11 protein-coding genes are annotated in these 13870 nt (G+C 45.8%); 8 read left to right on the top strand and 3 right to left on the bottom strand.

Going from position 1 to position 13870, the window contains the following annotated elements:
• From R7M72_RS05350 to R7M72_RS05340, 3 genes are all read left to right on the top strand, one after another.
• The gene (locus tag R7M72_RS05350; RefSeq protein WP_005383568.1) at positions 1–1914 is read left to right on the top strand and encodes an EAL domain-containing protein; all 1914 of its coding nucleotides are present in this window, start codon (positions 1–3) and stop codon (positions 1912–1914) included.
• A gap of 15 nt (positions 1915–1929) precedes the next feature.
• The gene (locus tag R7M72_RS05345) at positions 1930–4044 is read left to right on the top strand and encodes a type I secretion system permease/ATPase (protein WP_005374556.1); all 2115 of its coding nucleotides are present in this window, start codon (positions 1930–1932) and stop codon (positions 4042–4044) included.
• 493 nt (positions 4045–4537) lie between these two features.
• Positions 4538–5131: a mechanosensitive ion channel family protein gene (locus R7M72_RS05340; RefSeq protein WP_033906604.1), complete on the top strand. Its 594-nt coding sequence runs from the start codon at positions 4538–4540 to the stop codon at positions 5129–5131.
• A 301-nt stretch (positions 5132–5432) separates the two neighbouring features.
• Here the strand turns inward: R7M72_RS05340 and R7M72_RS05335 are convergent, their stop codons facing one another.
• Complete coding sequence (locus tag R7M72_RS05335) at positions 5433–5771, bottom strand: hypothetical protein (RefSeq protein WP_033907254.1); 339 nt, start codon at positions 5769–5771, stop codon at positions 5433–5435.
• Positions 5772–6002: 231 nt separating this feature from the next.
• Between R7M72_RS05335 and R7M72_RS05330 the strand changes: the two genes are divergently transcribed.
• The gene (locus R7M72_RS05330; RefSeq protein ID WP_033907253.1) at positions 6003–6587 is read left to right on the top strand and encodes a flavodoxin family protein; all 585 of its coding nucleotides are present in this window, start codon (positions 6003–6005) and stop codon (positions 6585–6587) included.
• Positions 6588–6650: 63 nt separating this feature from the next.
• Here the strand turns inward: R7M72_RS05330 and R7M72_RS05325 are convergent, their stop codons facing one another.
• A complete protein-coding gene (locus tag R7M72_RS05325; RefSeq protein ID WP_258686493.1) occupies positions 6651–8276 on the bottom strand; it encodes an ABC transporter substrate-binding protein in 1626 nt (541 codons plus the stop codon).
• A 141-nt stretch (positions 8277–8417) separates the two neighbouring features.
• On the opposite strand from R7M72_RS05325, the gene mpaA reads away from it, so the two are divergent.
• Entirely contained in the window at positions 8418–9128 is a 711-nt protein-coding gene (mpaA, locus tag R7M72_RS05320; protein ID WP_053808187.1) for a murein tripeptide amidase MpaA, read from the top strand.
• Between the two features lie 19 nt (positions 9129–9147).
• On the opposite strand, the gene R7M72_RS05315 is transcribed toward mpaA, so the two are convergent.
• A complete protein-coding gene (locus R7M72_RS05315; protein WP_248380431.1) occupies positions 9148–9999 on the bottom strand; it encodes a MurR/RpiR family transcriptional regulator in 852 nt (283 codons plus the stop codon).
• 242 nt (positions 10000–10241) lie between these two features.
• Here R7M72_RS05315 and murQ point away from each other — a divergent pair, with 242 nt between their 5' ends.
• The 3 genes from murQ to R7M72_RS05300 all read left to right on the top strand — a co-directional run bounded on the left by murQ (position 10242) and on the right by R7M72_RS05300 (position 13831).
• Positions 10242–11144: an N-acetylmuramic acid 6-phosphate etherase gene (gene murQ / locus R7M72_RS05310; protein WP_188010499.1), complete on the top strand. Its 903-nt coding sequence runs from the start codon at positions 10242–10244 to the stop codon at positions 11142–11144.
• Positions 11145–11172: 28 nt separating this feature from the next.
• Complete coding sequence (gene murP, locus R7M72_RS05305) at positions 11173–12627, top strand: PTS N-acetylmuramic acid transporter subunit IIBC (protein ID WP_318056087.1); 1455 nt, start codon at positions 11173–11175, stop codon at positions 12625–12627.
• A gap of 148 nt (positions 12628–12775) precedes the next feature.
• On the top strand, positions 12776–13831 hold the full coding sequence (locus tag R7M72_RS05300; RefSeq protein WP_318056086.1) for a porin: 1056 nt from the start codon (positions 12776–12778) through the stop codon (positions 13829–13831).
• The last annotated feature ends 39 nt before the right edge of the window (positions 13832–13870 follow it).

The raw sequence follows: 13870 nt of genomic DNA, 5'->3' as shown, positions 1-13870 counted from the left end.
ATGACCCTATATAAGAAGCTTGTGGTGGGGATGGTTACGGTCTTTATACTCTTGTTGGCATCAGTATTCGTAATCCAATTCAACACGACTCGAGACAGCTTGGAGCAACAGCAACGTTCAGAGGTCAACAACACTATTAACACCGTAGGTTTGGCACTGGCTCCTTACCTAAAGGACAAAGATAAAGTCGCGGTTGAGTCCGTGATTAATGCTCTGTTTGACGGCAGCACCTACTCCGTTGTTCGTCTTACAGCATTAGATTCTGACTACCAGATCGTGCGTACTTACCCAGTTAAACCAAGTACGGTGCCACAATGGTTTATCGACATGAATCTATTTAAAGCGATTCACGATAAGCGTGTTGTGACCAGTGGTTGGATGCAGCTCGCCGAAGTAGAAATCATTAGCCACCCAGGCGCAGCTTACGAGCAGCTCTGGCAAGGTTTTATTGGCTTGCTGTCTGTATTCAGTGTTATTTTTCTAGCTGGTTTAGTGGCAATTTCATACATCCTACGTCGCTCGCTAAAACCATTAACGGCCATCGTAAATAAAATGCATGAAATCGCGAATAACCAATTTGGTGAACCGCTTGCTCGTCCAAGAACCAAAGATCTTATCGCGGTGGTAGATGGCATTAACATGATGTCTGCTCAAATCGAGCTATCATTCAAAGAGCAAGCCAAAGAGGCGCAACGTCTGCGTGCTCAGGCTTACCTCGATCCTATATCTAAATTGGGTAACCGCTCATTCTACATCAACCAAATCGACCAATGGCTTGCAGAGCAAACGCAAGGGGGTATCGCGCTACTCCATGCTGAATACATTGGGGACATTTACGAGACCAAAGATTACCAACGCGCAGATGCCCACGTTAAAGAACTGTCTCAACGTTTGAAAAACACCATTGATGTACCGGGTGCCACTATTGCTCGCTTGTCTAGTGATGAGTTCGGCTTGCTTTTCCCTCATATGGATGAGAGCGAGTTACGCATTTTATCGGACAGCATCGTCAATTGTGTGAACGGCCTAAATACTGACCCAACAGGCTTAGCAAAACCTAAAGCGTCACTAGGGGTTGCACACAGCAAAGATCAGAAAACGCGCTCTGAAATCCTCTCGATGGTGGACAACGCACTATCGAAAGCCAAAGCGCAACCAGACAAGCCATACGGCTTCATTGGCAGTGATACACCTTCTAGTTTGATGGGTAAACAGCAATGGAAAGCGTTGGTTGAAGAAGCCATTCATAGTGATTGGGTTAAATTCCGTTTCCAAGCTGCGAAAAACACATGGGGTAAAGTATTCCACAACGAAGTATTTTCAAGCATCGAAAAAGATGGTGAAACGTATCGTGCGAATCAATACCTATTCGCACTAGAACAGTTAGACGCCACCAACATCTTTGACCAGTATGTCATTGAATCAATGATTAAGATGCTAGAAAGTGGTGAACTTAATGACCCAGTCGCGATTAACATCGCGCAAAGCAGCTTGTCTCAACCATCGTTTATTCGCTGGACAACTAGCATGCTGGAAAAACACGCCAAAGTGGCCTCTAAGCTACACTTTGAAATTCCAGAGGAATGCTTTATCGATCAGCCTCACCACACAGCACTGTTATGTAATGCCATTCGCCAATCAGGTGCTGAGTTCGGCGTAGATAACTACGGACGTAACTTCCAATCTTTGGAATACATCCAAGAGTTCCGCCCGAACTATGTGAAGCTCGATTACCTATTCACACACAACTTGCACGACGAAAAACAGAAATTCACGCTAACGTCGATCTCTCGTACTGCCCACAACCTTGGTATTACGACTATCGCATCGCGTATCGAAACTCAAATCCAGTTGGACTTCCTCACTGAACATTTTGTTGAGGTATTCCAAGGATTCATCGTCGACAAGGAATAAAAAGGTTTATCAACGATGAAAGACCCTTTACTGAATTCGCTCATCTACGTTAGCCGTTACTATGGGTTAGCTAACTCGCCAGAAGCGCTAGTCAACGGACTACCGCTATCTGACGGTAAACTGACCCCATTTTTGCTACCAAGAGCAGCGGAAAGGGCCGGATTGGTTGCCAAGGAAAACCGCGCAGAGCTGGAGAGCATCTCTAGCCTAATTCTGCCGGCAATCTTAGTTCTTAAAGGCGGTGACTCTTGCGTTCTCAACAGCATCAATATGGAGAAACGCGAGGCCGAAGTCACCACCCTAGAAAGTGGAATGGTGCCGATCTCTATTCCATTAGAAGACCTACTTGAGCAATACACTGGTCGGTACTTTTTAGTTAAAAAGCAATTCCGTTTCGATGAGCGTTCTCCCGAAGTGCTCAAAACCAACGAAGGCCACTGGTTCTGGTCAACCTTGTGGCAGTCAAAACGCATCTACCGTGATGTTTTAATCGCATCACTTCTCATCAACCTCTTTGCGGTTGCCGCTCCGCTATTCACTCGCTTGGTGTACGACAAAGTGGTTCCGAATCTTGCGTTTGAAACCCTATGGGTACTAGCAAGCGGCATCTTTGTCGTGTTCCTGTTCGACTTCATTCTCAAGTCGCTGAGAAATTACTTCATTGATGTGGCGGGCAAGAAGTCTGACATTCTGATTTCATCCAAACTGTTCAGCAAAGTGATGGGGATTAGAATGGAATCGAAGCCGCCTTCGGTCGGTGCCTTCGCTCGCCATTTACAAGAATTCGAATCTATTCGAGAGTTTTTTACTTCAGCGACCGTCAGTGCTCTCATTGATTTGCCTTTTGCCATTTTGTTCTTAGTGATTATATGGCTAATGGCTGGCGATCTTGTGTATGTACCGATGGTGGGCGTGGTCATTTTGATTATTCACTCGCTACTGATACAAGGGCCGCTGCGCCGCTCCATTGAGGAGGGTTCACGCCTAGCATCGCAAAAATATGCCAATTTGATAGAGAGCTTGGCTGGGTTAGAAACCGTAAAAATGCTCAGTGCGCAAAGCCAATTCCAATACCGCTGGGAAGAGGCAGTTGCGCACATGGCGAACTGGAATATAAAAAGCCGCCGAATTACGGATAGCATTCAAAACGCAGCAGGTTTTGTGCAGCAAAGTAGTAACGTAGGGATGATCATCCTAGGCGTTTACTTGATTGCAGAGGGCGACTTAACCATGGGTGGTTTGATTGCCGCAACCATGCTTAGCGGCCGCGCGATTGGTCCTTTGGTTCAGTTATCCTTACTCTCTACGCGCTACAACCAAGCGAAGTCTTCTATGACAATTATCAATCAAGTCATGGAAATGCCGGATGAACAAGAAGAAGGTAAACGTTACATTCACCGTCCAATAGTACAAGGCAAAATTGAACTTGAACGCGTGACCTTCCACTACCCAGATTCACCGGTGGCGTCGATTCGAGATTTGAGCTTGACCATTAACCCAGGCGAAAAAGTAGCGATCATAGGCCGTATCGGTTCGGGTAAAACCACGTTAGAGCGTCTCATCATGGGCTTGTATCAGCCGACGGAAGGTCATGTTCGCATTGATGATACCGACATCGCACAACTGCATCATGTCGACATTCGCCGTAATATTGGTTGTGTGCCGCAAGATTCGAATCTGTTCTTTGGTTCTATCCGCGACAACATTACGCTAGGTCGCCCATTAACCGATGACCGTGACGTACTAGACGCAGCGAATCGTGCCGGTGTTACTGCGTTTACGCAATCTGACCCAGCGGGCTTAGAACGCCAAGTTGGTGAAGGCGGTGCAATGCTTTCGGGTGGTCAACGTCAAGCAGTCACGATCGCTCGTGCATTTTTGGGTCGTCCTCCTGTTCTACTCATGGATGAACCAACCAGTGCGATGGATAATCGCTCAGAGATGCACATTAAACATCAATTAGCACAGTTGAAACCTAGTGAAACGCTGATTCTGATTACGCATAAAACGTCTATGCTCGACATCGTTGATCGCGTAATTGTGATGGAGAAAGGCAGCATCATCGCAGATGGCCCTAAAGCGCAAGTGCTGAACGATTTGAAACAAGGCAAAGTGCGTGCGGTTAGCTAGCCTGAATTCACATTGATAAAAAACAAGGGCCCCGTTTAACTTGTGTTTAACGGGGCTTATTTTATTGGGAGCCCGAGATAATTAAGTTCTTCAAGCGCGACCCAAACGAGTACAAGGCCAACAATCACGAATAAAATCATAATCGCCTTTTCATCTTCTTCCATTTTTCAACGCCCTAAAAGCTATTTCAATTAATACACCTTAGGTTATCAGGACAAAAGTCATATTCAGCTCGTTTATAAGGAACTAGCGTCATAGAATGTCGGATATGGGATACAGCTCAAAGATTGCTCTTTTCAAAATCACGTCAGCTTTGGTTGAATATAAGTAATAAAGCCAAAGAGTTTGTAATACTCACTAAGTCTTTGATTAACTTATATAGCACTCTGTGGAACCTCAACACAGAGACAAATGGTGTAAAGAAAAATTGTGATTACTTACAGCAAAAAATCAGCTATAAAAGCCGCTTTCTAGATATCGTCGAGATGAAGAAATGAATGATTGGATCCAATTAGAGCAAGTGAGCCAGTATTTCACTACGGGCTCCCTCGGTTACAAACTATTGATGGGCATTTTTGTCCTGATCGCGTATCGCATCCTGAAGAGGATTGTAAATAGAGCCATCCTAAATTTGGCAACAGCGAAAGGTGTAAAAAAGGCTCGTTTGAGTTTTATTCAGCGCTGTTTCAATGTCGCGCTGCTATTTTTGACCGCCTCTATTTTTGCCATTATCACAGGTATTGGCTATGGCGATGTGTCTTTGTTCCTATCGTCCATTTTTGCCGTATTAGGTGTGGCGTTTATTGCGCAGTGGTCAATTCTGAGCAACATCACTGCCAGCTTTTTGATCTTTTTTGTCTTCCCGTACCGAGTGGGTGACCGAATTAAAGTCGTAGACAAAGATGAAGACATCTGCGGTGAGATTCAAGAAATCAGTATGTTTCACGTGTTAATTAAGCACGACAACGGAAACTTGATCACTTACCCAAACAACCAGATTTTGCAAAAAGCGGTACTAAAGCTGGCGAAAAACAAGCCAGAGCCAAGTAAAGCCAAATCTCGAATTTATACTCGCAGAAAGAAATAACCCACTAAAAAGCCGATGTATCTACATCGGCTTTTTAATATCACTTGGTAGTCACAAATAACCCAAAGTTAATGGAGAACAACAGTGAAGAGACAAAACGCATAAACTGAAAGGTCACCGCTGTATTCTTTCATGATAAACACATGACACACCGCCGAAACCAAAAGCGCCACTTTAACCAAAGTAAGCTTCTTCTTTACGAACCTTAAATAAATACAAAAAATAGAGATGGTGCAAGCAAAGAAAAAATCGTCACTAGTTCCATCTTCCTTAAAATACAAGGACATGGTTTTAGTTAGGCTTATATTTTTAGCTTCATTATGAGCCACCCACTAATATTTAGCGAGATAAGGGCATAAAAGAGGTAAAAAACAAGACTGAACGAAACAAAAAGTAGTGCATGCACTTTTTCTTCTAAGCTCTCTGGATGAACATTCATATCCACATCAAACACCCCCGCTATAAAGTGTGCAAATACCGTGGAAGAGGCTGTAGAAAGGCCTCCTACCATAATGATAATAATCCCTCGCCTTAAGAAACGATGAAATGTACTTTTCCCGCCTTGGATCAGGTCTGAGTTTACATATTTTAATCTATTTTTCCGCCTATTAATCATCACTAGCATCAGTACCTTTATCATTGTTTCCAAGAGAGTTTTCTACATCTTTAAGATCTTCCTTTAACGCTTTTATAAACGACATTCATCGTCATTGCATTCACTGTAGTTATGCCGTCGACTTACCCTATAAGAAAGCTCTTTAGATACCAATTCGTACTTTATCTATCTCAAATCTCTTCTTGACCTCAACTTAGCTTGAGGTTTTAGCCTTAGTCGCACGATTAAAAATCAACAATGAAAAAAGGAACCATTGTGTCCAAAATTGCGATTATTTATTTCTCTAAAACCGACGTTACTGGTCAGCTTGCTCGCGCGATTGCCACAGGCGTTGAACAACAAGGCATTAAGCAGCAAGATGAATGTGAAATCCTCTCTCACCGAATTGAAGGCAGTGAGATTATTGAGGGACGTTTTGTGAACCCTAAACTAATGGATGAACTTGCTGAGTGTGATGCGATTATCTTTGGCTCACCGACCTATATGGGCGGTGTAGCAGCGCAGTTTAAAGCATTTGCCGATGCAAGCAGTGAATCTTGGTATTACCAAAAATGGGCGGGCAAAATCGCGGCTGGCTTTACCAGTGGTGGAGCAATGAATGGCGACCAATCTTGCACATTACAATATCTACAAACGCTCGCTAACCAACACGGCATGATGTGGATCGGGTTGGATAAGATCAGCAATTCTGGGGAGCAAAACCTGAATCGTTATGGTGTACAAGGTGGTATTGTTGCACAAGGTGGTGAAGGTGGTCAGTTGCATGCCTCTGATGTTGCAACGGCGGAGTATCTTGGCAAACGAATCGCAATGCTAGTGGACAAGCTCTCCGCTCGCTAACAATAAAAAGAAGCCCCGTAAGACACATCTTCGGGGCTTCGTATTTATCGCTTGTTTTGAGCGCTACTTCTTGATGTAGAGATCTTTCGAGTAAATGCGCCCTTCTACGTTGTTTTTTGCAAAGCCACCCACGGTTGGACGAACCAAACGCGCTTGCATGTAATAATAGATTGGCGCAATGGGCATATCTGCCGCCAGCAACCGTTCAGCTTGGTCGTAAAATCCTTGGCGCGCTTTCTCATCGGTTGCAGCCAATGCACTGTTCATCGCATTGTCGTACGCTGCATTGCTGTAACGTGCAAAGTTACCCGAAGAACCTGAGCGAAGTAAGCTCAGGAAAGTAGACGCTTCATTGTAATCACCGCACCAGGAAGCACGCATCACATCGAAATTGCCTTGTTTACGCGCCACTAAGTACGACTTCCACTCTTGGTTTTCTAACTCCACGTTTGCACCGAGATTTTTTTGTAGCATCGACGCTATCGCAACCGCGATCGATTTGTTTGCCTCACTGGTGTTGTACAGCAATTTAAAATCGAGCGGCTTGTCTTTGCTGTAACCCGCTTCTTTTAACAACTGACGCGCTTTCTCGTCACGTTGTTGCTGACTCCACTTACTATACTCAGGGGGCGTCGCATCAAAACCGGCAGTGTACTGATGCGCAAAGGTATACGCAGGAAGGTTGCCCACTTGCGTGACACCATTCGTAATCACATCACGCATGATGGAGTACGACACCGCTTGACGCACTCGCGCATCATCAAATGGCGGACGAGTGGTATTGAACGCGTAGTAATACGTGCACAGTAATGGCACCACCGTGTAAGCCTGCTTGTAATCTTGTTTAAGCTTCTGCGCCATATGAGTCGGCACATCGGACGTGATATCCAACTCTCCTGCCGCATAACGATTGATCGACGCGTTTTGGTTTTCAAACGGAATGTAAGTCACTCTGTTTAGATGCGTATCTGCGCTGTCCCAGTAACTTGGACTCTTAACCAGTTCAATGCGCTCATTCACGACCCACTTATCCAATGTGAATGCACCGTTGCTAACAAATTGGTCTGGATCGCTCCACGGCTTGTCGCGGTTTTCCACTGTCGCTTGATGCACTGGCATCATGGACGTGTGCCCAGTCATAGCAACAAAGTACGGCACTTGACTGTCCAACTCAAAACGTAGGGTGTATTTATCCACTGCCTTGATACCGAGATCGTCCAAAGGCTTTTTGCCCTCTGCTACATCGGTGATGTTTTTGATCTTGGTGAGTTTGAGATACCAAACATTTGGAGAAGCGGTTTTCGGATCCACCGCTCGGCGCAGTGAATAGACAAAATCATCCGCTGTCACAGGCTCGCCATTCGACCATTTCGCGTCTTTGCGCAAGTGAAAAGTAAAGGTTTGGTTGTCGTTGGTTTCCCATGATTCTGCCACACCGGGAATGATGTTTCCGTCACGATCTTGAATCACAAGCCCTTCAAATAAGTCACGAATCACATGCATTTCTGGCAGACCTTCGGCTTTCGCTGGGTCAAGCGTCGCCGCCTCTGCGTCATTCGCACGTACTAAATGCTGTTCTGCGGCAAGTTGAATGCCTTTAGGTAAGGTCTCCGCAGCAACCGATGTAGCAAGAAAAGGGGTGAATAAAGAGGAAATCAGCAACGCCGTTGAATGTTTTTTAAAATCCATATCGTTTTTCGTTCTCCTAACGCGTCTTGTGAAGCAAGTGCCACAATTAACATTTCAACCGTTGACGAGTTTAAACGGTTCGGTTTAGCTAGGTTTAATTAGCTTAGATATTGATACTACTTCATCAATCAGGAGATTACGGTGAGTCTAATTCCAAGAACGGAAAGAGCGGCATTTTTAATTCGGCCAACAATATACGGTCAATCCGTGCTTGGTGCGCCATTACTGTATTTTCCGGCACAAGTCGAAAGTGCTTCGCGAGGTTTGATTTTAGCAGGCACTCACGGGGATGAGACGGCCTCGATTGCAGGTTTGTCCTGCGCGCTAAGAAGCTTGCCTGCTGAAAACTTACGACATGATGTGATTCTGTCACTGAATCCGGACGGCAACCAGCTAGGCACACGCGCAAATGCAAACCAAGTGGACCTCAATCGCGCGTTTCCAACCCAAAATTGGACTGAGCATGGCACAGTGTATCGATGGAGTTCTCACACACCCGTTCGAGACGTAAAAGTGAAAACTGGCACTAAAAACCAGCTAGAGCCAGAAGTTAGCGCATTAATTAACTTGATTGAACTGCGCAAGCCAAAGTTTGTGGTGTCGTTTCATGAACCGCTTGCGTTTGTAGATGATCCCAAACATTCCGACCTTGCCAAATGGCTCGGCGAGCAGTTCCAGCTGCCAATCGTAGACGATGTCGACTACGAAACACCCGGCTCATTCGGCACTTGGTGTAGTGAACGTGATTTACCTTGCATCACGTTGGAGTTACCGGCAATTTCTGCCGATCTCACCATTGAAAAACATCTCTCCGCTTTTATTGCTTTGCTGAGGCACGATCCGGATCTTTAGTCCACTGTTGAACAAGCGATCATGTGAGGATCTGCTTGATATCAGTACTGATATCGCTGATCAACTGACGGGCACTGTCGTCTCTTTGCTGAACCAAGATGATAAACAGCAAATCGGTGATCACGTTTTGCGCGGTGCGTGAAGCAATGGATGAGCTGCGATGTTCCGTTTCATTGGCAATCGTATCAAACGTAATATCGGCAATACCGCGCAAGCGGCTTCTCCCAGGAGCAGATAACGCAATCACCTTCGCGCCCTGCTCTTTTGCCGCTTCTGCCGCGACGAGAATTTCTTTGCGCTCACCCGAAAACGAGATTGCGATCTGAACATCTTCTGGAGAGAGCGTGCGGGCAACAGCAATCTGCACGTGGCTGTCTTGTTCAGAAAGCGCCGTAATACCAAGTTTAAGCAGTTTAAAGCTTAAATCCTTCGCGGTCAGTGCAGAGCCCCCAATCCCGACCACTTGCACTCGACGCGCTTCACTCAACCATTTCACCGCTTGGTGACACGCTTCATAAGACAGCGCATTGGTGGTTTGAAACATAGCATCTGTTTTTGCTCTCACCAGCTTTTGTGAAATAACCGCGATGGGATCGTCTGCCAAAATATCACTGTGCAGCGGTGTCGACTGCATCGCATGCTTACGGCCAATCTCTTCATTCAGAGCTAACTTAAACTCGCTGTAGCCTTTAAAGCCGATACGCTGAGTAAATTTCACAATGCTCGATTGACTCACTTTTACTTGCGCCGCAAGTTCTTGGCTAGTGAGCAGCGCGGCCTTTTCTGCGTTTTCAACAATCCAATCGCCGACCAAACGACCACTTTGCGAAAGCTGAGTACGCCTCGCGACTATCTTATTGACAACTGACACAACAAAAACCTCAAAAAATTTAAATAAATTATTCCAAAACAAAAATAATTGGAGTTTGATTTAACTACATGATTATTCTAACCAAGCCAGTTTATACCGGATGTAATGGACGTATATTTTCTCTCATTATTCCAAATTTCGCCTACACAAAGAATAACCTCAAGTGTGATTTTTATCACCAAAACAGAATATTTTATTCCATAGAATCGCCCTCAGATTGAACATTACGAAGAGTGTAAAACATGAAAATTGATTTAAGCCGATTGGTGACAGAAAGCCGTAATCCAGCCAGTGCAGAGATTGATACGCTTTCGACCATCGAGATGCTGCAAGTCATTAATGAAGAGGATCAAAAAGTCGCGCTCGCGGTCAAAGCGGTACTACCACAAATTGCAAAGACGGTTGATGCAATTACCCAAGCGTTCGCCAATGGTGGCCGTTTGGTTTACATGGGAGCTGGCACATCAGGCCGCTTAGGAATTCTTGATGCGAGCGAGTGTCCTCCAACCTACGGTACGCATCCAGATATGGTGATTGGCTTAATTGCTGGTGGACACCAAGCGATTTTGAAAGCGGTAGAAAACGCAGAAGACGACGTGAAAATGGGTCAAGACGACTTAAAAGCGCTTCACCTCACCAAGCATGACGTGGTTGTAGGCATAGCTGCAAGTGGCCGCACGCCTTATGTGCTAGGTGGTTTGGAGTACGCTAAATCCATCGGAGCTACGACCGCATCTATCGCCTGTAATCCAGAATGTGCCATGGCAAAAGCGGCCGACATCGCGATTCTGCCGATTGTTGGCGCAGAGGTCGTTACTGGATCTTCTCGCATGAAAGCCGGCACCGCACAAAAACTGGTGTTAAACATGCTCACGACAGGCGCAATGATTCGTAGCGGTAAGGTATTTGGTAACTTAATGGTGGATGTAGAGGCCACCAACGCCAAGCTCATCCAACGCCAAACCAACATTGTTGTAGAAGCAACTGGCGCATCAAAAGAAGAAGCAGAGCGAGCATTAAATGCCTGCGCTCGCCACTGCAAAACTGCCATCTTAATGATTTTGGCCGATTTGGATGCCGAACAAGCCAAATCACGCCTCGCCGCGCACAACGGTTTTATTCGCGCAGCACTAAATAATAACTAAATAATCCGAGTTCTGAAGGATAGACCCTATGGCAAAAATAACTTCAAACACAGTATCGCAGTTGCTGTCCTCAGTGGGTGGCAGCAGCAACGTAAGCAAATGTGGTAACTGTATGACGCGTTTGCGTTTATCGCTCGCCAACAATGGTTTGGCTGATCAGTCAGTTATCAAGCAAATTCCCGGCGTAATGGGTGTGGTGGAAAGCGATGAGCAGTTTCAGATCATTCTCGGTCCCGGAAAAGCTCAACAAGCGGCTGAGATGATGAATCAATTGATCGATAGCTTAACCTCTGGTGACAGTGAAGAACCAGATATGCCGCAACAAGATCTTTCTGCCGTCGCGGCCGAGCAGAAAAAACAGATGAAGAGTAAGCAAACCAGTGCGGTTCAGCGTTTTTTAAGCAAGTTTGCTACCATCTTTACGCCGTTGATCCCTGGCTTTATTGCCGCTGGTTTGTTGCTAGGTTTTGCGACGTTATTGGAACAGATGTTTGTTCTCGACCAGACACCAAGCCAGTTTATGTTGGATTTGATCGCCTACATGAAAGTCTTTGGTAAGGGTCTGTTTGCTTTCTTAAGTATTCTGATTGGTTACAACGCGCAGCAAGCGTTTGGCGGCTCTGGTGTTAATGGTGCTATTCTCGCCTCTTTGTTTGTGCTGGGTTACAACCCAGAGGCTACATCCGGCATTTACTCTGGCATGAACGAGTTTTTTGGCTTTGCGATTGATCCACGCGGCAACATTATCGGCGTACTTTTGGCAGCGATCATCGGTGCGCAAGTCGAGCGTAAGGTTCGTCAATACATGCCTGATGATCTGGACATGATCTTAACGTCCGTTATCACTCTATTGATCATGGGTGCGGTAACCTTCTTGATCATCATGCCGATCGGTGGTGAGCTATTTAAAGGGATGTCTTGGTTGTTCCTCAACTTGAACGATAACCCATTAGGCGCTGCAATCTTGGCAGGTTTGTTCTTAATTTCTGTGGTATTTGGCATCCACCAGGGTTTTGTTCCAGTGTACTTCGCATTGATGGAAGCACTGGGCTTTAACTCGCTGTTTCCTATCCTGGCGATGGCTGGTGGCGGTCAGGTTGGCGCGTCAATGGCGCTGTATTTCAAAGCCAAAAAAGACGCTCTACTGCGTATTCAAGTTAAAGGCGCTATTATTCCTGGACTTCTAGGTATTGGCGAACCATTGATTTACGGCGTGACATTACCACGCGTAAAACCATTCGTTACCGCTTGTATTGGTGGCGCTGCGGGCGGCTTCTTTATCGGCTTAGTTTCTTACCTTGGCTTGCCAGTTGGTCTTAATACGGTGTTTGGCCCGTCCGGTATCGTGGCGATTCCTCTCATGACATCAGAAAATGGCATCTTCCCGGGCATGATGGTGTTTGTTGCTGGCCTGCTTATCTCTTACATCGTTGGCTTCCTCGCGACTTACTTCTTTGGCAGCAAAGACGTCGATTTAAGCTAAATCATTCTTCCCCTATAGGAATGGACTAGCTCGCGCCCTTGGCAAACAAGGGCGCACCCTCTCTCTACTTCACGACAATTTTTCTTATTCCGCTACTCGGAAGGGGCTTTGTCGTACCTAAAACAATAGAAATGAAAGGTCGTTAATCATGAAAAAGCACATTTTGACTCTACTTATCCCAACATTGATGGCATCAAACGCAATGGCAGCGCAGCTGTATCAAGCGGAAGATGGGTCAGTTTTAAATATTTACTCTCGTCTTGGTTTCAATGTCACCAGTAAAAATGATGAGCACGGCGATACAAATGGCGAGTTTGATGGCCGTATTGGTTTAAACGGTTCACAAACCATCAACGAGTACGCGTCGATCATCGGCCAAGCGCAATACCAAGTGGGTGCTGCTGAATACGCAAACCAAGTAAACGACAAACCGTCTCTGACCGCACGTTATGTATGGGCGGGGATTGATGCGAAAGATTATGGTCGCATTACTGGTGGTCGCGTGGCATCTGGATTGATTATGTTTACCGACATTGGTGATGTGTTCGCCTCTTCCGATGTTTCTATGGCGCGCCAAGCGAATAAAGTCGACAAAACCGCGACGCAAGTTTTCCGTCAAGATGGCACGCTGCAATACCAAAACAGCCTAGGTAATTTCGATTTTTCTGTCGCGTACATTTTAGGAAACAACATTTCTGAACTCGACTACGGTTACAACACTGCACTGCGTTATACGCTAGATATGGGGAATTTGGGTACCTTGGCACCAGTGGTGGCGATGCAGAAAAATAAAGGTGATGCACGTGAAAGCAACGACACCGATTACACATTCTGGGGCGCAGGTACGCGTTACTACCTAGGTGATTTGATGTTGGGTGCGTTGTACTCGGAAGATGAACTAGAGGGCTATTACTCACAAACCAGCACCGATAAAGTGATGGAATTGACGGCGGTTTACAGTGTAAATGACAAATGGGCACTGCGTGCTGGTTATCGTTCTTTAGAAAACAGTGATGGTGACGAGCTAGAGCTGAAAGATACAACGCTAGAAGTGCAATACAAACTGACGCCTCGTTCTTCTATCTACACAAACTACGTTGATCGTAACGGCTCGCGTGGCTACAGTAATGGACAAGAAGTCTCGTTTGGCGGTGCGCACGCAGACGAAAGCTACTACCACTTAGGTCTGCGTTACGAGCTGTAAGCACGATACTTAATGTAAGTTAGCTGAATCCATGAGCTT

It is taken from the genome of Vibrio sp. YT-18 (assembly GCF_033337345.1).
GTDB lineage: Bacteria > Pseudomonadota > Gammaproteobacteria > Enterobacterales > Vibrionaceae > Vibrio > Vibrio alginolyticus.
The sequence above is the reverse complement of the archived record's forward strand: the minus strand, read 5'-3'. Positions and strand labels throughout refer to the sequence as shown.